At 54.2% G+C, this 20,403-nt stretch carries 16 protein-coding genes; all 16 read left to right on the forward strand.

The window, feature by feature from the left end:
* The first annotated feature begins 20 nt into the window (after nt 1-20).
* Nucleotides 21-671 (forward strand): translation elongation factor Ts, encoded by a 651-nt coding sequence (tsf, locus tag BN2684_RS20535; protein ID WP_058303961.1) that lies wholly within the window; start codon nt 21-23, stop codon nt 669-671.
* A 96-nt stretch (nt 672-767) separates the two neighbouring features.
* On the forward strand, nt 768-1,496 hold the full coding sequence (gene pyrH / locus BN2684_RS20540) for a UMP kinase (RefSeq protein ID WP_058303962.1): 729 nt from the start codon (nt 768-770) through the stop codon (nt 1,494-1,496).
* Complete coding sequence (gene frr, locus BN2684_RS20545) at nt 1,496-2,053, forward strand: ribosome recycling factor (protein ID WP_058303963.1); 558 nt, start codon at nt 1,496-1,498, stop codon at nt 2,051-2,053. The genes pyrH and frr overlap by 1 nt, the downstream gene beginning before the upstream one ends.
* Nucleotides 2,054-2,203: 150 nt before the next feature.
* Nucleotides 2,204-2,965 carry an isoprenyl transferase gene (locus BN2684_RS20550; RefSeq protein ID WP_058303964.1) on the forward strand — a complete coding sequence of 254 codons (762 nt, stop codon included), beginning with the start codon at nt 2,204-2,206 and terminating at the stop codon, nt 2,963-2,965.
* A 20-nt stretch (nt 2,966-2,985) separates the two neighbouring features.
* Nucleotides 2,986-3,801, forward strand: a complete 816-nt coding sequence (locus BN2684_RS20555) for a phosphatidate cytidylyltransferase (protein ID WP_058303965.1) — start codon at nt 2,986-2,988, stop codon at nt 3,799-3,801.
* Nucleotides 3,802-3,811: 10 nt separating this feature from the next.
* Nucleotides 3,812-4,963 carry a 1-deoxy-D-xylulose-5-phosphate reductoisomerase gene (locus tag BN2684_RS20560; RefSeq protein WP_058303966.1) on the forward strand — a complete coding sequence of 384 codons (1,152 nt, stop codon included), beginning with the start codon at nt 3,812-3,814 and terminating at the stop codon, nt 4,961-4,963.
* Nucleotides 4,964-5,102: 139 nt separating this feature from the next.
* Nucleotides 5,103-6,359 carry an RIP metalloprotease RseP gene (gene rseP / locus BN2684_RS20565; RefSeq protein WP_058303967.1) on the forward strand — a complete coding sequence of 419 codons (1,257 nt, stop codon included), beginning with the start codon at nt 5,103-5,105 and terminating at the stop codon, nt 6,357-6,359.
* 179 nt (nt 6,360-6,538) lie between these two features.
* Nucleotides 6,539-7,993 carry a proline--tRNA ligase gene (proS, locus tag BN2684_RS20570; protein ID WP_058304659.1) on the forward strand — a complete coding sequence of 485 codons (1,455 nt, stop codon included), beginning with the start codon at nt 6,539-6,541 and terminating at the stop codon, nt 7,991-7,993.
* 283 nt (nt 7,994-8,276) lie between these two features.
* Nucleotides 8,277-9,215, forward strand: a complete 939-nt coding sequence (locus tag BN2684_RS20575) for a helix-turn-helix domain-containing protein (protein ID WP_058303968.1) — start codon at nt 8,277-8,279, stop codon at nt 9,213-9,215.
* Between the two features lie 88 nt (nt 9,216-9,303).
* Nucleotides 9,304-10,179: a helix-turn-helix domain-containing protein gene (locus BN2684_RS20580; protein ID WP_058303969.1), complete on the forward strand. Its 876-nt coding sequence runs from the start codon at nt 9,304-9,306 to the stop codon at nt 10,177-10,179.
* Nucleotides 10,180-10,424: 245 nt separating this feature from the next.
* Nucleotides 10,425-14,756, forward strand: a complete 4,332-nt coding sequence (locus tag BN2684_RS20585; protein ID WP_058303970.1) for a PolC-type DNA polymerase III — start codon at nt 10,425-10,427, stop codon at nt 14,754-14,756.
* A 431-nt stretch (nt 14,757-15,187) separates the two neighbouring features.
* Entirely contained in the window at nt 15,188-15,646 is a 459-nt protein-coding gene (gene rimP / locus BN2684_RS20590) for a ribosome maturation factor RimP (RefSeq protein WP_058303971.1), read from the forward strand.
* A gap of 49 nt (nt 15,647-15,695) precedes the next feature.
* Nucleotides 15,696-16,793, forward strand: a complete 1,098-nt coding sequence (gene nusA, locus BN2684_RS20595; protein WP_058303972.1) for a transcription termination factor NusA — start codon at nt 15,696-15,698, stop codon at nt 16,791-16,793.
* A gap of 42 nt (nt 16,794-16,835) precedes the next feature.
* Complete coding sequence (gene rnpM, locus BN2684_RS20600) at nt 16,836-17,150, forward strand: RNase P modulator RnpM (protein ID WP_058303973.1); 315 nt, start codon at nt 16,836-16,838, stop codon at nt 17,148-17,150.
* Nucleotides 17,137-17,469, forward strand: a complete 333-nt coding sequence (locus tag BN2684_RS20605) for a L7Ae/L30e/S12e/Gadd45 family ribosomal protein (protein ID WP_058303974.1) — start codon at nt 17,137-17,139, stop codon at nt 17,467-17,469. Before rnpM ends, BN2684_RS20605 begins: the two co-directional genes overlap by 14 nt.
* Nucleotides 17,462-20,401 carry a translation initiation factor IF-2 gene (gene infB / locus BN2684_RS20610; RefSeq protein ID WP_058303975.1) on the forward strand — a complete coding sequence of 980 codons (2,940 nt, stop codon included), beginning with the start codon at nt 17,462-17,464 and terminating at the stop codon, nt 20,399-20,401. Before BN2684_RS20605 ends, infB begins: the two co-directional genes overlap by 8 nt.
* The last annotated feature ends 2 nt before the right edge of the window (nt 20,402-20,403 follow it).

The following is a 20,403-nucleotide window of genomic DNA, read 5'->3' on the forward strand; positions in this document are numbered from 1 at the left end:
ATATACAGGAGGTAACACTCATGGCCGTAACAGCAGCCCAAGTCAAAGAATTGCGCGAAAAAACCGGAGCAGGCATGCTCGATTGCAAAAAAGCATTGGACGAAGCAAACGGAGATATCACGAAGGCTTCTGAAATCCTTCGCGAAAAAGGTCTCGCAGCTGCCGCTAACAAAGCGGGCCGCATTGCAACCGAAGGCGCTGTAGGTTCCTACATCCACGCTGGCGGACGGATCGGCGTTCTCGTCGAAGTTAACTGCGAAACGGACTTCGTTGCCAAGACGGATGCTTTCCAAGCGCTGGTTAAGGACATCGCCATGCAAATCTCCGCAACCAACCCGCGTTACGTTCGTCGGGAAGAAGTTCCGGCTGAGGACATCGAGAAGGAACGCGAAATTCTCCGCACCCAAGCCTTGAACGAAGGCAAGCCGGAGAAAATCGTCGACAAGATGGTAGAAGGCCGTCTCAGCAAATTCTACGAAGAGTTCTGCTTGCTGGAACAAGATTTCATCAAGGATCCGGACAAAACGATTTCCCAACTGCTTCATGAAAAAATCAGCACCATCGGGGAAAACATCACGGTTCGCCGTTTCGCTCGCTTCGAGCTGGGCGAAGGTCTTGAGAAGAAACAAGACAACTTTGTAGAAGAAGTTATGGCTCAAGCCAAAATGTAATCGTAAAGTTTCGTTTGAGAGGGAAGGGGCGCCATGCGTGTTCCTTCCTTTGAAATGGAATCCGGCATTTATCTTACTTAATGGAGGTAACCAGGTTTGGAACAGCCCAAGTTTAAACGGATCGTGCTGAAGCTCAGCGGTGAAGCGCTGGCCGGCCAGCTGGGGTATGGAATCGATTCCCAGACCATCAATTCCATAGCGGAACAAGTGAAGAGCGTTCACGAGCTCGGCGTGGAAGTCGCCATCGTATGCGGCGGCGGTAATATCTGGCGGGGAATTGCCGGCAGCGCCAAAGGAATCGACCGGGCAACCGCCGATTACATGGGAATGCTCGCCACCGTCATGAACTCTCTCGCTCTGCAGGATGCGCTTGAAAACGTGGGGGTTCCCACGCGCGTCCAAACCTCGATCTCCATGCAGCAAATTGCGGAGCCTTACATCCGAAGACGGGCTATGCGTCATCTTGAAAAAGGCCGTGTCGTGATTTTCGCGGCAGGAACCGGCAACCCGTTCTTCTCCACCGATACGACGGCCGCTCTCCGCGCCGCCGAAATCGAAGCGGAAGTCATCCTAATGGCTAAAAACAAAGTGGACGGTGTCTACTCCGCCGATCCTTTCAAAGACAAGACGGCGATTAAATACGAAACTCTGACTTATTTAGAAGTCATCAGCAACAACCTCGGTGTCATGGATACAACGGCATCCTCGCTTTGCATGGACAACAACATCCCGCTGATCGTCTTCTCCATTATGGAAGAGGGCAATATCAAGCGAGTGGTGCTGGGTGATAAAATCGGTACAATCGTACAAGGGAGTGTCGTGTAATGCCAGCATCCGTGAAAAAAAGCGCGGAAGAACGCATGGAAAAAGCGATGGTCGCCCTGAAACGGGAAATGGCCAGCCTCCGGGCCGGACGCGCTTCTGCATCCCTCCTGGATCGGATTCAAGTCGAATACTACGGTTCGATGACCCCGCTCAATCAAATGGCCGGGATTACCACCCCCGATTCCCGTACCTTGCTGATTCAGCCTTGGGACAAGTCCGCAATGGGGGCCATCGAGAAGGCGATCCTCAAATCCGAACTCGGTCTTAACCCGTCGAATGACGGAACGGTCATTCGGATCGTCATCCCTGCTTTGACAGAGGAGCGCCGTGCTGAATTGGCCAAGATGACCAAGAAATTCGGGGAAGAGGCCAAGGTGGCCGTCCGGAATATCCGCCGTGATGCCAATGACGACATCAAGAAGCTGGAGAAAACCGACGGCATCTCCGAGGACGAAACTCGCCGGCATCAGGATGAAATCCAGAAGCTGACGGATCGTTACATCGTCGAAGTGGATAAGATCCTCGCTGCCAAAGAAAAAGAGATCATGGAAGTTTAACCCCCGGCTTGCATCTCGTTCGATGCAGCAACCCATTTGCATATCGGTCAAAGAGGCGTTTTTGAGTCCCGGTTCACCGGGTAAGAAAACGCCTCTTTCTGAATGAAGACAAGGCTGCGATACTTCTTGCAGTCTGCGCTGGAGGTAACTATGGTTCGGTTATGGAAAAAGTCGAAGATAGGATCGGACAAAGCTCCTGCGATTGAGCAGGAGAATGTTCCGGAGCATGTTGCCGTCATCATGGACGGGAATGGACGGTGGGCCAAGCAGCGAGGTCTTCCTCGAATCGCAGGGCATCACGCCGGCATGAAGGCGGTGAAACGGGTGACAATCGCCGCCGATTCCATTGGAGTTAAAGCCTTAACGATGTATGCCTTCTCCACGGAGAATTGGAACCGCCCGCAGGAGGAAGTCGATTATCTGATGAAGCTTCCCTCGGAGTTTCTCGCCATTGAACTGCAGGAACTCATCGAGAAGAATGTCCAAGTTCGCATGACCGGCTGGCGGGAAGGACTTCCCGGACACACGTTAGCCGCTCTGGATCAAGCCGAAGCGGATACTCGCCACAATACTGGATTGATCTTGAATTTTGCGCTCAATTACGGCTCACGCCGCGAAATTCTGGAAGCAGTGAAAGCGGTGGCTCGAGAAGCAGCAGAGGGGCAACTTAGCCCGGATAGCATCACCGAATCGCATTTTGCCGGCAAGCTGCTCACAGCTGGGATGCCGGATCCGGATCTGCTTATCCGCACGAGTGGTGAACTTCGGCTCAGCAATTTCATGCTTTGGCAATCGGCCTACACGGAATTCTGGTTCTCCAATCGCTACTGGCCAGAATTCGGAGATGAGGATTTCTTCGAAGCGATTCGTGAATATCAACATCGAACCCGGCGTTACGGCAGATTGAAATGATCGAAGGGAGCCTTTGACTCATGCGCACGCGAATCATCACCGGCGTCCTAGCAGGCGGTGCGTTTATCGGGATGTTGGCTATTGGCGGCTACGCCTATGCAGGCTTAATCACTCTTATGGCACTAATCGGATACGACGAATTCGTTCGAATGAACAAGCTGGGAAGGGTGCAGGCCGCCGTTCTCTGCGGTTATGGGGGACTCGCATTGTTTCTCGTTCCGGCTTTCAAACCGGGTCTCCGTTATGAAGAAGTGGTAACGCCGGAGCGGTTGATCTGGTTTCTGCTATTTCTTCTTCTCAGCGTGACGGTTTTTACCAAGAACCGCACAACCGTCGATCAAGCGGCCTATTTGTTCCTCGGAGCCGCTTATTTGGGAATCGGTTACCGCTACATGATCGAGACTCGGCTGACCGGAGAACACGGGTTGTTCTGGACACTCTTTGTTTTTCTTGCCATCTGGGCATCGGATGCGGGAGCGTATTTCACCGGTAGTCTGATCGGCAAAGCCAAGCTTTGGACACTGACGAAGCTATGGCCTGCGATCAGCCCGAATAAAACGGTAGAGGGTGCGGTCGGCGGCATCGTCATCGCGGTCATCGTTACGATTTCCTTCCACTTCGCGAAACCTGAGTGGGTCAGTCTTGGACATGCTGCGGCCATGGGGGTTGTCATCGCGGTAGTAGGGACCCTTGGAGATCTGATTCAATCCGCTTACAAACGGGTGAAGGGCGTGAAGGATTCCGGCACTCTCCTTCCTGGTCACGGCGGTATCCTCGACCGGACGGACAGCTGGCTGATCGTTTTCCCATTCCTGCATCTGATTGGTTTATTGTGAGGTGAACCTTATGAAGAAACTAGCTATTCTCGGATCGACAGGCTCGGTTGGAACCCAAGCTCTCGATGTCATCGCTCATGATCCGGATCGTTATCAGGTTGAAGCATTAGCCGCAGGCACGAATGTCGATCTGCTCGCCGAGCAAATTTGCCGATTCCAGCCGAAGCTGGTATCTGTACATAATAAAGAAGCTGCAGACCGGCTGCGCACGTTAACCGATTCCTCCGTGAAGATTGTTTGGGGAGCGGAGGGGCTTACGGAGGCCGCCGCTGGTACGGAGGCGGACCTCGTAATCACGGCTGTCGTCGGCAGCATGGGGCTTGGGCCAACGCTTGCAGCGATTGAAGCAGGCAAGGACATCGGACTCGCCAACAAGGAGACCCTCGTCAGCGCCGGCCATCTGGTCACGAAGGCGGCCCAACTGAAGGGAGTCCGCCTGCTGCCCATTGACAGCGAACATTCCGCGATTTTCCAATGCTTGAACGGAGAGAAGCTTGGCGATGTCCGCAAATTGATCATTACCGCCTCCGGCGGTTCTTTCCGCGATCGCACGAGGGACCAGCTTCGCGGAGTTACCGTAGCCGAAGCACTCAATCACCCCAATTGGTCCATGGGAGCCAAGATCACGATCGATTCGGCTACTATGGTCAACAAAGGGCTCGAAGTGATCGAGGCGCATTGGCTGTTTGGTATGGATTACGATCAGATCGATGTGATCCTTCATTCCGAGAGTGTGATCCATTCGATGGTGGAGTTTCAAGACAACAGCGTGATCGCTCAATTGGGTAATCCCGATATGCGCGTGCCTATCCAATACGCGCTCACCTATCCAGACCGGTTTTCGACTCCGACGACGCCTCTCAATCTGGCGCAAATTGGACTCCTTCATTTCCGCGAGATGGATTACGATCGTTATCCCTGCTTGAGATACGCCTATGAATGCGGGAGAGCGGGAGGGACTCTTCCAGCTGTCTTTAATGCTGCGAATGAGACGGCGGTCGCTCGATTCCTGAGGGGAGAAATCTCGTTCCTCGGTATCGAGGATGTTATAGCCGTGACTGTAGAGAGACATGCAACGATCGCAAGCCCTGGGCTTGATGATTTGCTCGCAGCCGATGCCGAAGCAAGACGACATGCGGCGGAGGTGCGGCCGCGCAGCTAATGCCGCTATCCAGGCATCGGAGAACCGCATCGCGCATATGTTTACGTGGAGCGGCCCGGCTTGTATTGTTCTCGGAAAACATGGTAATCTTAGAACAATAAATGGCCGTCAACATCCGCAGCAAGGAGGGTAGAAGCCCATGAATTCCATCCAAATCGCTTTACAGATCATCCTGATGTTTTTTGTCTTGGTATCGCTGCATGAATTCGGACATCTGTATTTTGCTAAGCGCGCAGGCATTCTGGTGAGAGAATTTGCCATTGGCTTCGGCCCGAAGCTATTTTCGTATAAACGCGGCGAGACCCGTTATACTCTTCGGTTGCTGCCGATCGGCGGCTTTGCCCGCATGGCAGGTGAAGACCCCGAGATTCTACAAGTGGCGACTGGGCAAACCGTAGGGATTCGATTGAAGGATAACAAGATTACGGAGCTGCATACGGACCGATTTGAACGCTTGCCGAATCTCCTCGTCGGCGAGATCGAAGATTTTGATCTGGAAGAGCGTCTTTTCGTTGTCCTTCAGGTTGATGGTGAAAGCCATCGGTTTGCTGTAGATCCGAAGGCTGAAATCATCAGCCAAGGAAAAGAGACGCAGATCGCTCCGAAGGACCGTCAATTCGGCGGCAAGACCGTCCTGCAGCGTTTCCTTACGATCTTGGCTGGCCCTGTGATGAACGTTCTGCTCGCATTCGTGCTGTTCTTGATCTATGCCTTATCCGCTGGTATCCCGACTCATATCAAGCTAGGTCAGGTGGAAGCGGGAAGTCCCGCAGCCAAGGCCGATTTGAAGCAGGGAGATGTCATTCTCTCTGTGAACGGAGAAGCCATCGGTCCGAATGGAGACCGTTTGGTCGAGCTGATCCAGCAATCCTCCGGACAACCGGTTCAGCTGATCCTGAATCGCGGAGGAGAACAGCTGCAGAAGGAAGTGACCCCCGTGCAGATGGGCGAGACCGTTCGCATCGGGACCGCCCTCGGTTATGAGACTCGGCGCACCCAAGCGGGAGAAGCCATCACTAACGCATGGAAGGATATGACCTTCATGACCGAGCAGATTCTGGCCGGCTTCAAGAAGCTGGTAATCGGCGACTTCAAGATGGATGACCTTGCTGGTCCTGTGGGAACGGTCAAATTCACGGCCGAGATCGCTTCGGCGGGAGTAGCCCCGATGATCCGCTGGTCCGCGCTGCTCAGTCTTTATCTCGCCATCTTCAATCTGCTGCCGATACCGGCGTTGGACGGAAGTCGGCTCGTGTTTCTCATCATTGAAGCGCTGCGCGGCAAGCCGGTCGATCCGAACCGGGAAAGTCTCGTTCATTTCATCGGGTTTGCCATGCTCATGCTCCTCATGATCGCCGTTACCTACAACGATATTTTGCGTCTGTTTCAAGGTTGATTTCTCTAAACCCTAAACGGAATGCGCGTCAGGGGCTTCCTCGAATGGAGGAGGGTCCTGGCTGTGTCATTTCTATAGGATAGAGTTTGTATGCAGTTCTTGAGAGGTTACTATTTCTAGATGAAACGCGTCTCTTCCCGATGGAGGCGGCGAACGTTGCATCTTGGCTGGAGGTTGCCATGTCGAAGGATAAGGAAAAACAATTCGTCAAAGAGATTACTCCGCAGAGTGAGGATTTCTCCCGCTGGTACATCGATGTCATCAAGAAAGCCGACCTGATGAGCTATTCGCCCGTCCGCGGCTGTATCGTATTCAAGCCGGACAGCTATGAAATTTGGGAGCTTTGTCAGAAGCATCTGGATGCGCGATTCAAGGAAACGGGGCATCGCAACGCCTACTTCCCGCTCTTCATACCGGAGAGCTTCTTTCAAAAGGAAAAGGAGCATGTCGAAGGCTTTAATCCCGAGCTTCCATGGGTGACAGAAGCAGGCGGCGAGAAGCTGGAAGAGCGACTGGCGATCCGGCCGACGTCCGAGACGATGATTGGACATATGTATTCCGAATGGATCAATTCTTACCGGGATCTGCCGCTCTTGATCAATCAATGGGCGAATGTCGTCCGCTGGGAGAAACGTACCCAGCCGTTCCTGAGAACAAGCGAATTCCTGTGGCAAGAAGGGCATACCGCTCACGAAGACGAAACGGACGCCCGCCGGGAAACGATGCAGATGCTGGAGATTTATCGCGAGTTCGTCGAAGAGGTGCTCGCCATTCCGGTCATCATGGGGCAGAAGACTCCATCGGAGAAATTCGCGGGTGCGGTGGACACCTATTCGATCGAAGCGATGATGAAGGACGGCAAGGCGGTACAAGCCGGAACTTCCCACTACTTGGGAACGAACTTCGCCGTTGCTTTCGACATCAAGTACCTGAACCGGGAAAACACCCACACCTTCTGTCATACGACCTCCTGGGGCGTCAGCACCCGTTTGATCGGCGCCATCATCATGGTTCATGGGGATGACCGCGGTCTTGTTCTGCCGCCGAAGGTTGCTCCGACACAGGTGGTCATGATTCCAGTCGGTCCTCCCAAGCTGCGCGAGCCGGTTGTCGCTCGCGTGCAAGAGCTCAACGCCGCATTGAAGCAAGCCGGCGTTCGCAGCAAGGTCGATGACGATCCGAACCAAAGCCCCGGCTGGAAGTTCAACGAATACGAAATGCGCGGAATTCCGCTGCGTATCGAGATCGGTCCCCGCGATATGGAGAGCGGACAAGCCGTCCTCGTCTCCCGCGTCTCCGGCGAGAAGAAAATCGTCTCTCAGGACAATCTTACGGAAGAAGTCCAAGCGATGCTGATCCAAATTCATCAGGAGATGTTCGAGAAGGCGAAGCAGTTCCGTTCAGAGCATTTCACATCCGTAGACACGATGGACGAGCTGAATCGCTTCCTGGAAGAAACGAAGGGGTTTGCTCTTGCTGGCTGGTGCGGATCCGATGCCTGCGAAGCTCAGGTCAAGGAAGAAACCGGTGCGACGAGCCGCAATATCCCGTTCGAAGCCGCCGAGACGAAAGCAACCTGCGTATGCTGCGGCGAGCCTGCTAAGCATACCGTTGTCTTTGGCCGCGCATATTAAGAAGAACAAGCCTTGTCTTCCTTTCCGGAGGACAAGGCTGTTTTGTATTCTCGGCGTACTAGAACCGGCGGTAGGTTGCGTCTCGATCCCCCTGAAACTCCTGAAAGAATGAATGCTGAACGACTGATCGAAACCCATCCAAGAGATCCATTATCTAGAATGAAGCCAACTCAACTGATGCTTGAGTGAAGCGGATCGCACTCTCTCAATCAATGCTTGATAGCCTTTTTACCGGACGAGCCGCTAAGCTAGACTCATCCCAACCGAAAGGAAGATGAACGACATGTTCGACATGAGAGCAGTAGGACAAACCATCAGTGAATTGCGCAAAGAAAGCAATATGACCCAATTGGAGCTCGCGGATCGAATGGGCATCAGCTATCAAGCCGTCAGCAACTGGGAGCGGGGAAATTCGATGCCGGACGTCTCCAAGCTTCCCGAGCTCGCGGAGATCTTTGGAGTGAGCGTGGATCGGCTGCTGGGAGAAACTTCGAATCCCGGTCTGGTACATAGTGTGATCGAGAACAAGGTAGAGGAATACATGAACAACCATGAGGTGAGCTCGAAAGAGGTTGTGGAGATTGCTCCGATCTTAAAACCGCAGCAGGCGGAGAAGGTGGCGGCCCGTATGATGAAAGCAACCCGACTTGAGGATGTCGTGGAGCTTGCACCTTTTCTCAGCCGAGATACCCTCGATCAGCTGGCGGCGGCCTCGGTCGCTTCCGGCGACAAGGAAGGCTTGGAGGATCTCGCTCCCTTTCTCAGCCGGGATCTGCTCGGAGAGATCGCACTCGGAATGGCCGAGAGCGGGGAGGACGTCGAGGATCTCGCCCCGTTTCTCCCTAGAGAATTCATGGACAAGATCCTTCTTGCCCTGATTCGCAACGGAAAAGACATCGAAGACCTCGCCCCTTTTGCCAGCCGAGATACCTTAGCACAGTGCGCTAACATCTTGATGGATCAGGATAAATGGGGTCAGGTCGAGGATTTGTTTCCCTTTCTCGGGAAAGAGGAGCTCGGGCGGATGGCAGAGAAGCTTTACGAGAAGAAAGGACTGGACGCTATCGAAGATATGGCGCCTTTTCTGGATAAGGAAACACTTGGACGCTTAGCAGGCGACACGATGGAGAAGCATGGCATTCGAGCGCTGGAACCGATTCTACCTTTTCTTTCAAAAGGATTTCTGGATGATTATTTGAGGAAGAGCTTCGGAATGAAGTAAGTTGAACCGCTCGACAACGCTTGATCAACTAGCACTTGTTGCGATCGCTGGTGCGTTGTCAGCCCTAATCGTGTGGAGATGAATCGTCATGAAAGGGTATGGGAAGTTCTGCGGAGAGCACGGTTTTAAGCTGACAACGTACGAGGATGAATCCAACTCGAAAGGATTTGACGAGATGTTCGATATGAGACAGGTGGGCCAGACGATCAATGAACTGCGCAAGAAGGCCGACATGACCCAAATGGAGCTCGCTGACCGTCTGGACATCAGCTATCAAGCGGTGAGCAATTGGGAGAGAGGAACCTCGATGCCGGATATCTCCAAGCTGCCGGAATTGGCGGAGCTCTTCGGAGTGAGCGTAGACGCATTGTTAGGAAACTCGCAAGCTTCGGATTCGCTGCAAGTCACACCGGAGAATGAGGTGGAGCCGCTTCGGGCTTCTCTTGACGCCCGAGTGGAGGAAGCGGCGGAGAATGGACAGACCCACGAGCCGACTCAGACGATGCAGACGGAGGAGGAGGTCGACTGGATTGACGCACCGAAGTCGAAGCGGTTATCCGAGCTGGTGCCGCTTGCGCCATTTCTAGGCCGCGAAGCCCTCGATAAGCTTGCCGAGCAGGCGGAATCGGAAGTGGATTACGAGGGTTTGGTCGGGCTTGCTCCCTTTTTGAGCCGGTCGGTGTTGGACAAGCTGGCGGAATCGGCTAGCGGCAAGCCGGGAATCTTACGGCAGCTTCAGCCGCTTGCACCGTTCGTGAGCCGGGAGGTACTCGACCGTTTGGCGATCGATTGGGCTAGGAACGGGCTCGATCACAATCTGATGGCACTCGCTCCTTTTGTCAGCCGGGAGACGCTCGATCATTTGGCGGAGCTGGCGGCGGAGAGAGGGCAGTTTATTCACTTGGCCGGCCTTGCTCCCTTTTTAAGTCGCAAAACGCTTGAAGGACTGGCAGCGCGTAGGTAAAGCATTGAGCGTGTCTTAAAAAAAGAAACCCTAAAAGCTCCGGCGATACCACGGGCTTGAAGACACGCTCTAGATCGGAGTCGAATCTCTTTATTTTTCAAGTGGTAGAAAGCCATTCAATCCGCTACAATAGAAAGAGCACGGGGATGGACTGGGAAACGAGTCCGTTCCTTTGCTCTTTCTTTGTGGCGGTTTCTGCCTAGTAAAAATTTTTTGTGAGAGACTTGAGTTTGAGGTGATCTGATTTGAGCAGTTTGGCGGACAAGAGAACCCGCTTTGAGCAGCTGATGCAGGCTGCCGAAGTTCCGCAGGAAGTGGTGGCGTCCTATTTCGCCGACGGCTATATCGACCAGGTGGAGGTCAGCCAAGAGAACCGCTTCTGGACCATCCATTTGTCTAAAGATACACTGGTTCCGGCGGATGTTTATCGATCCTTTTGCCGGATTATTCAGGAGAAATTTCAACATATTGCGAAAATTCGTTTTGTCATCCGCTACGGGGATGCTTGTCCAAAAGAGAAGCTCGTCGAAGAATATTGGGGGATGCTCATCGAGTGGATCCAGCGGGAGGAAGTCTCCATCAACGGCTGGCTGACGAAGGCGAAAATGGAAGTGGACGGAACGCGCATCACCCTCCATCTGCTTGACAGTATCGGTCTGGATCTCGCCCGCAAGAAGCAGCTCGACCGTCTCATCATCCGCTTCTTCAACGATTACTTCGGACATGCCTGCCAGGTCACGCTTACCGTTTCCGACAACCGCGAGAAGGAAATGGAGCAGTTCGCCAAGCTGATCGAACAGGAAGGTAACAGTGTCGTTCAAGAGATCTTCACCTCCATTGAGAAGGAGAACGAATCCGCGAAGCTGGCAGAGGCGGAAGTCAAGCTGATGCTGGGCTACGACATTAGGGATACCCCGGTTCCGATTCAAACCATTCAGGATGTCGAAAAGAAAATTACGATTCAGGGGATGGTGTTCGGCCTCGATTCCCGAGAGCTGAAGAATGGCAATACCCTGTTCATGTTCAACCTGACGGATTTCACCGATTCGATCATGGTCAAAGCATTTGCTCGCAACAAGGAAGACGCCAAGGTCTACAGCCTGTTGGAAAACGGCAAATGGATCAAGACGCGCGGTAAAATCGAATACGACACGTTCAGCCAACCGCCTGAGCTGATGTTCATGCCGTCGGACCTCTGCGAGGTATCCGCTCCTCCCGCCCGCAAGGATGAAGCTGCAAAGAAGCGGGTTGAGTTCCATCTTCATACGGCCATGAGCACGATGGACGGCATTACGCCGATTGATGAATATATCAAGACCGCGGCCAAATGGGGAATGAAGGCGATCGCGGTCACGGATCACAGCACGGTACAAGCTTTTCCGGAAGCGGGGAAAGCGGCGAAGAAGCATGGCATCAAGGTCATCTACGGCGTGGAAGCGAACGTCGTGAACGATGCGGTCCCCATCGTCATGCAGGCGGATGATCGTTCCCTTACAGACACGGAGTACATGGTGTTCGACATTGAAACCACGGGCTTGTCCGTGGTGAACAACAAGATCATTGAAATCGCCGGGGTGAAGATGCGCGGGGACCAGGTCATCGATCGATTCTCCACCTTCATCGATCCGCATGAAACAATACCGTATAACATCACACAGCTTACGAACATTACCGACGACATGGTGAAAGGAGCTCCGGAGCTTGTGGAGAAGCTGCCGGAATTTGTTGAGTTTGTCGGAGACTGCGTCATCGTCGCTCACAACGCGACGTTCGACATGGGCTTCATTCAAGCCAACCTGAAGCAGCTCGGGATGCCGACATTGTCGAATCCGGTGCTCGACACCATGGAGTTCGCTCGGTTCATGTATCCGGATATGAAGAACCACCGACTCAATACACTCGCAGCCAAGTTCAAGGTAAGCCTGGAGAACCATCACCGCGCTATCGACGACGCTGAAGCGCTGGGGGGTATCCTGCACGGCATGCTCAAGGATGCTGTACAGGAGCGAGGCTTCGCCAAGCTGTCAGCATTAAATGACAACATGGGTAAGGATCTCTCCAACCAGCGGCCATTTCACTGCAACATCTACGCCAAGACGCAGGCTGGCAAGAAGAATCTCTATAAGCTGATCTCCCTGTCACATACCGAAAGCTTTAATCGGGTGCCGACGATTCCTCGCACCAAATTGACTGAATACCGGGAGGGCCTCATGGTCATCTCCGGCTGCGAGAAAGGCGAGTTTTTCGAAACGGTTCTAAACAAAACCCGCGATGAAGCGGAGCGGGTGGCCGAATTTTACGATGTGCTTGAAATCCAGCCGATCGAGATGTACCTGCATCTGCTCGACAAGGGCCTCGTGGGAAGCAAGCTGGATCTGGAAAAAGCGGTGAGGACCATCTGCGAGATCGGGTATAAGCTGGGCAAGCCGGTGATCGCCACTGGCAATGTGCATTACTTGAACCCGCGGGATAAGATTTGCCGCGACATCACGATCAACGGTATCACCGGCTTCAGTCCGCTGAAGGATCAGCGCAAGCCGGACGCCCACTTCCGCACGACGGATGAAATGCTGGAGGAATTCGCGTTCCTCGGAGCGGAGAAGGCCAGAGAGGTCGTCGTCGAAGCGACGGACCGGCTGGCGGACGAGTTCGAGGAGATCAGCCTGTTCCCGCGTAAAGGTGGTCCTACCGACAACGGTCTGTTCTCGCCGATTCTCGAAGGGGCGGAGGAGGAAATCCGCTCCACCTGCTATACGACGGCCAAGGCAATGTATGGCGAGCCGATTCCCGAGATCGTGACGGCGCGTCTCGAGAAGGAATTGAAGCCGATCATTGGCTACGGCTTCTCCGCCAACTACCTGATCTCGGAAAAACTTGTGAAAAAATCGAATGCCGACGGTTATCTGGTCGGCTCCCGGGGTTCGGTCGGCTCCTCGTTCGTGGCGACGATGCTCGGTATCTCTGAGGTTAACCCGCTGCCGCCGCATTATACGTGCCCGGCGTGCAAGTACAGCGAGTTCTTCACCGACGGGAGCATTCCGTCCGGCTTTGACCTTCCGAGCAAGGCTTGCCCGAACTGCGGCGGTCCCTTGAAGGGAGAAGGACAGGACATTCCGTTCGAAACCTTCCTCGGCTTCAAAGGAGACAAGGTTCCTGATATCGACCTTAACTTCTCGGGGGAATACCAACCGGAGGCTCATAACTTCACCAAGGTCATGTTCGGCGAGAAGAACGTCTTCCGGGCGGGCACCATCGGCACGGTAGCCGAGAAGACCGCTTTCGGCTATACGAAGAAATATGAAGAGCATCTTGGTAAAACATGGCGCAAGGCGGAAGTGGAGCGGCTAGCCATGGGCTGTACGGGTGTTCGGCGCAGCACCGGGCAGCACCCCGGCGGTATCGTCGTCGTACCGGATTATATCGATGTCGAGGATGTCACGCCGGTCCAGTACCCCGCGGACGACACGAGCGCGGAATGGATGACGACCCATTTTGACTATCACTCCTTCGAAGAGAACCTGCTGAAGCTCGATATTCTCGGGCACGATGATCCGACGATGATGCGGATGCTCCAGGACTTAACCGGCATCGATCCGACGACGATTCCAATGAATGATCCGAAGGTGATGAGCCTGTTCAGCTCCACCGATGCGCTCGGGGTTACACCTGACCAGATTCGCACTTCGGTTGCCACTTACGGCATTCCCGAGATGGGCACCGGCTTCGTTCGGCAGATGCTCCAGGAGACGCATCCCACCAGCTTTGCCGACCTGTTGCAGATCTCCGGTTTGTCACACGGAACCGGCGTCTGGCTTGGCAACGCCCAGGAACTGATCAAGCGCGGCGTCTGCACCATCAAAACCGTAATCGGCTGCCGGGACGATATCATGCTCTACCTGATCTACAAGGCGGGGATGGATGCGGGTCTCGCCTTCAAAATTACCGAAAGCGTGCGGAAGGGGAGAGGCTTGTCCGAGGAATGGAAAGAGGAAATGCGCAAATGCAACGTTCCGGCTTGGTACATTGATTCCTGCGAGAGAATCAAGTACATGTTCCCGAAGGCGCATGCTTCCGCTTATGTCATTTCTGCGGTACGGACCGCTTACTTCAAGCTCTATCATCCCATCGCCTTCTATGCCACCTATTTTTCGGTACGGGCGGAGGACTTCGATATCGAACTGTTCTGCCAGGGCTATGATGCGATTCTGAAGAAGCTGATCGAAATCGAAGGCAAGGGCTTCCAGGCTGCTCCAAAGGAAAAGGCGATGTGCCCCATCCTCGAGATGGGTCTCGAAATGACGGCACGGGGATTTTCTTTCAAGCCACTCGACTTGTACCGGTCCGATGCCACGAAGTTTCTCGTCGACGGCGACTCCTTGATCCCACCTTTCTCTGCCATAGCCGGGATTGGAGACAATGCGGCCAAGCAGATTGCTGCTTCTAAGGATGAGGGAGACTTCCTATCGGTGGAAGATTTCCAACGGCGTGCTAAGGCTTCAAAGACCGTTGTGGAGCTGCTGACTTCGCTTGGCTGTTTCCGTGGAATGCCGGAGTCGAACCAGCTTTCGCTCTTCTAGTAGGCCTAATCCACAGAACGGATTGACCTGTGAACGGATATGATATGTCCTACACCAACTGGCAGTTTGAATTCGGAGACTTTTTCTGAATCCAATAAATCCGGGCAATTGTAAAGGTTTTTTGCTTTACGGCTATTGTAAGGGTTCACCGGTTATGGTATAATTTTTTTTGGCAATAATGAAAGTAAACGTCCGTTTGCGAGAGAGTGGGGAAACCCACTCTTTACATTTATAAATCAGACCTCATATGTATACGGCAGCCTTGCCGCTCTGATTTGTCGGGTAAACGGCTCCGTTCCTTCGCATCAGGAACGGTTTCGCCGTATATCGTCATGCGTCCGGGAAGGTTGCGGGTCGGATTATTCGTGCGCGCGCCCAGGCGGCTGCGAGAACGGACTTCAGAAAAAGATGGTACAAAGGGGGTTAGCCGCTTGAGCGCGAACATCAAGTCAACCGTAGAAGCATTCGCAATTCCTTGGTTGGAAGAGCAGGGATTCGAACTGGTGGATGTCGAGTACGTAAAGGAAGGCAGCAACTGGTTTCTGCGCATTTATGTCGATAAGGATGGCGGAATTGATATCGACGATTGCGGCCGAATCAGTGAGTTCATGAGCGCGAAGCTGGACGAACTCGATCCGATTTCGGATGCGTATTTTTTGGAGGTTTCCTCGCCGGGCGCAGAGCGGCCGCTTAAGAAGCCCCAGGATTTCGTTAAAGCGCAAGGCAAGCAGGTGCTCATCACGACGTATGAACCGATTCACGGTTTAAAGGAATTCGAAGGCCGCCTGACCGCGGTGAGCGATGATACGCTGACCGTTCAATTGGGGAAGAAGGAATATGACATTCCGCGCGACAAGGTCGCCGGAGCCCGGTTAGCCATCGTCTTTTAACCGCGGGATGTAGCCTGCAATTATTTGGAAGGGGGAACAGAAAAGCGTCATGAATACCGATTTTATCGATGCGCTGCAGGAAATTGAAACCACTAAGGGCATCAGCAAAGACATCTTGATCGATGCGATCGAGGCTGCGCTCATCTCCAGCTACAAACGCAATTTCAATACCGCTCAGAACGTCCGTGTGGACATCAACCGTCAGACGGGGCTCATCAAGGTTTACGCCCGGAAGACCGTCAGTGAGGAAGTGCTGGATCCCCGCCTTGAGATTTCTCTTGAAGCGGCCCGGGAGATCAGCGGGAACTTCGTTCTCGGCGACATCGTCGAAATCGAAGTCACCCCTCGGGATTTCGGACGCATCGCCGCACAGACCGCCAAGCAAGTTGTAACCCAACGCATTCGCGAGGCGGAGCGTGGGTTGATCTACAATGCCTTTATTGAGAAGGAAGAGGACATCGTCACCGGCATTGTGCAGCGGCAGGATACCCGCAGCCTGTTTGTCGATCTCGGCAAGGTGGAAGCGGTGCTCCCGTTGACCGAGCTTATGCCTGGCGAGAAGTTCAAGCACAACGATCGCATCAAAGCCTACATCACCAAGGTGGAGAACACGACAAAAGGACCTCAAATCTTCCTGTCCCGCACCCACCCCGGACTTCTCAAACGGTTGTTCGAGCTGGAAGTGCCGGAAATTTATGACGGTGTAGTTGAAATTCGTTCGGTGGCCCGGGAAGCCGGACTTCGCTCGAAGATTGCCGTTCATTCCCGCAATCCCGAAGTAGATCCGGTCGGATCCTGCGTCGGACCGAAGGGGATCCGTGTGCAGACGATCGTTAATGAGCTGCGCGGCGAAAAAATCGACATCGTGCGTTGGTCCGATTCCGTAGAGGATTACGTGGCAAACGCCCTCAGCCCTTCCAAGGTGCTGGAGGTCAATGTGTTTGAGAACGAGAAGATGTCCCGCGTGATCGTTCCGGATCATCAGCTATCGCTCGCCATCGGCATCAAAGGGCAAAATGCCCGACTGGCTGCCAAGCTGACCGGCTGGAAGATCGATATCAAGAGCGAGACTCAGGCGGAACAGGAATACGGCCGCCCGAAATCGCTGACAGACGAAATACCCCAGGATTCGATCAGCGTCGATTAATCGAGTACGGGAGCACAGGGAACAAGACAGGCGGTGGAACGAATGAAGCAGCGAAAAATCCCCATGCGCAAATGCGTGGCGTGTCAGGAAATGATGCCCAAAAAGGAATTGATCCGAGTCGTCCGCACACCGGAAGGCGAAACCGAGATTGACCTTCGGGGCAAAAAGTCGGGACGCGGCGCCTATCTGTGCGGCAAATTGTCCTGCTTCAAGCTTGCATCGAAGAACAAAGCGCTCGACCGCGCTTTGAAGGCGCCGGTTGGAGCGGACATCTACCGGAGGCTCGAGCAGGACTTCATCAAGTCGGAAGATGAGTTTCGGGCTGTTCAGGCTGAGGCGGGAGATGACGATGAGTAATCTTTTCTATAACCGGCTCGGGCTGGCCATGCGTGCGGGAAAAGTGGTTCATGGCGAACAGGCTGTTCTGGATGCCGTCCGTTCGCAGGAAGCCAAGCTGGTTCTCCTCGCAGCTGATGCGTCGGATAATACCCGAAAAAAGTATGCCGACAAATGCAGCCATTATCATATACCGCTTGTGGAATACGGTACCCGGGACGAGATCGGCGCCGGGATCGGGAAAGAATCTCGGGTTGCTGTGGCAGTCACGGACAGCGGATTTGCTCGGCTGTTAACCGAGAGTCAGGGAAAACCTGCGGAGGTGGAACGATTTGAATAAACAAGACAATAATAAAGATAAGCTCAGGGTGTACGAGTACGCCAAATCCTTGAATATGAGCAGTAAGGAGATTATTACGATTCTTAAACGACTGAATATTTCCGTTAATAACCACATGAGCGTCATGGAGAACGAATCCGTTCATGCCGTCGAGAAATTCTTCCACGATGTTAAATCGAATGCAGCCGCCAAACGCGCACAGGAAAGCGGCAACGGCAACAAGCAGGGCCAAGGCTCCACAGGCCATGCTCACAAAGGCCAGGGTGGGGACCGCTCCAAATCAGGAGGCGGCCAAGGTCAGCCGAACACAGCAGGCAGCAACAACAGCAACCGTCCTGCTAGCACCGGAAATGCGCCGGCCCAAGGGCAAAGCCAAGGAAGTGCTCCAGCGGCGTCCGGATCGGCAGCGGCTTCGAGCAGCAATGGCAGCCAAAGCGAACGCGCTGGCGTAGAGCGCCAAGCTCAAGAAGCTTCCAGCGGGTCGGAACGTCCGCAAGGCGATCAGCCGACGCGGAATGAGCGTCCGCAGGGTCAAGGCGGCTACAACCGCGACGGTCAAGGCAGCCGTCCGCAAGGCCAAGGCAGTTACAACCGCGACGGTCAAGGCAGCCGTCCGCAGGGTCAAGGCGGCTACAACCGCGACGGTCAAGGCAGCCGTCCGCAGGGCCAAGGCGGCTACAACCGCGACGGTCAAGGCAGCCGTCCGCAAGGCCAAGGCGGCTACAACCGCGACGGTCAAGGCAGCCGTCCGCAAGGCCAAGGCGGTTACAACCGCGACGGCCAAGGCAGCCGTCCACAAGGTCAAGGCGGGTTTAACCGTTCCGGCGGCCAAGGTGGTCAAGGTGGCCGTCCGCAGGGCCAAGGCGGAGGCTATGGACAACGTCCGGCAGCCAGTGCTCCCGCTCCGGCAGCTACAACCGCTAACCGACCAGAACCTCGTCGTCTCAAGGAGAAGGAAAAAGAAAAGACCCCGGCGCGCAACCACGATGCTAGCGGACGCCCGAATCGAAATGCGTTCGTTCCCGGCGTGGATGAAATGGATGTCAAAGCCAATGAAGGCGTAGCATCCAAACGCCAGAAGACCGGCAAGCGTTATGACGATCGCGCCGGCGGCAATCGCAACAATCGCGGCAGAGGGCGTAATCAAGCTCCTATGGTCCGTAAGGAAAAGGTGGACAATACGCCGAAAAAAATCATCGTGCGCGGCGCGATGACGGTTGGCGAAATGGCCAAATTGCTGCATAAGGACCTTTCCGAAGTCATCAAAAAGCTTCTGTTGATGGGGACGATGGCCACCATCAACCAAGAGCTTGATCTGGATACCATCCAACTGCTCGCTACTGAATTCGGAGTAGAGGTTGAATTGAAGATCGCCGTCGACGAAGATAATTTCGAAGCCATCGAAGAGGTTGACGACGAAGCCAATCTTCAGGAACGTCCGCCCGTCGTCACCATCATGGGACACGTCGACCACGGGAAGACGACGCTGCTTGATGCTATTCGCGAGTCCAGTGTGACCGAAGGCGAAGCCGGCGGCATCACCCAGCACATCGGGGCTTATCAGGTTGAAGTGAACGGAAGGAAGATCACCTTCCTGGATACCCCAGGTCATGAAGCCTTCACCTTGATGCGTGCGCGCGGCGCTCAAGTCACCGACATCACGATTCTGGTTGTCGCAGCCGACGACGGCGTCATGCCGCAGACGGTCGAAGCTATCAACCACGCGAAAGCGGCTGGTGTACCGATCATCGTCGCGGTGAACAAAATCGATAAGCCGGGCGCTAACCCGGACAAAATTAAACAAGAGCTTACCGAATATGAACTCGTTCCGGAAGAATGGGGCGGAGACACGATCTTCGTCAACATCTCCGCGAAGCAGCGCACCAACCTGGAAGAGTTGCTGGAAATGATCCTTCTCGTCTCCGAAGTCAAGGAGCTTAAAGCGAACCCTGACAAACGCGCCAGAGGTACGGTCATTGAAGCTGAGCTCGACAAGGGCAAAGGCCCGGTCGTTCGCGTGCTGATCCAGAACGGGACGCTCAAGGTCGGCGACAGCTTTATTGCCGGTGTTTGCTTCGGTCGCGTTCGCGCCATGGTAAACGACAAAGGCAAGAAACTTAAGGAGGCGGGGCCTTCAACGCCGGTTGAAATCACCGGTCTCACCGAAGTCCCACATGCTGGCGATCCGTTCCTCGCTTATGAAGATGAACGCAAAGCCCGCGATATCGCTGAGCGCCGCGCAATCACTCTGCGGCAGTCGGAGATGGGCGCCAACGTCCGTGTTACCCTGGATGATCTGTACAAACATATCCAGGAAGGCGAGATCAAGGATCTGTTCGTCATCATCAAAGCAGACGTTCAAGGTTCTGCTGAAGCCCTGCGAAGCTCGCTCGAAAAGATCGACGTACAAGGTGCGCGCGTGAAGATCATTCACACCGGTGTCGGTGCCATTACGGAATCCGACGTTTCGCTCGCTTCGGCATCGAACGCCATCATCATCGGGTTTAACGTTCGTCCGGAACCGCAAGCGAAGCTCGCTGCCGATCAGGAGAAGGTTGATCTTCGTCTGCACCGCATCATCTACAACGTCATCGAGGAAATTGAGCAAGCCATGAAGGGGATGCTCGATCCGATCTTCAAGGAAAGCGTCATCGGCCATGCTGAAGTGCGCAACGTCTTCAAGGTATCCAAGGTTGGCTCGATCGCGGGTTGTATGGTCACGCAAGGCAAGATCTCCCGTTCGGCCGAAGCTCGCTTGATTCGAAACGGCATCGTGGTCTACGAAGGCAAGATCGATTCGTTGAAGCGGTTCAAGGACGACGCGAAGGATGTAGCTCAAGGCTACGAATGCGGCATCACTCTCGAAAAATACAACGACATCAAAGAAGGCGACGTCATCGAAGCCTTCGTTATGGAAACCGTAGAGAGGTGATT

This window comes from Gorillibacterium timonense (assembly GCF_001457415.1).
Lineage (GTDB): Bacteria > Bacillota > Bacilli > Paenibacillales > NBRC-103111 > Gorillibacterium > Gorillibacterium timonense.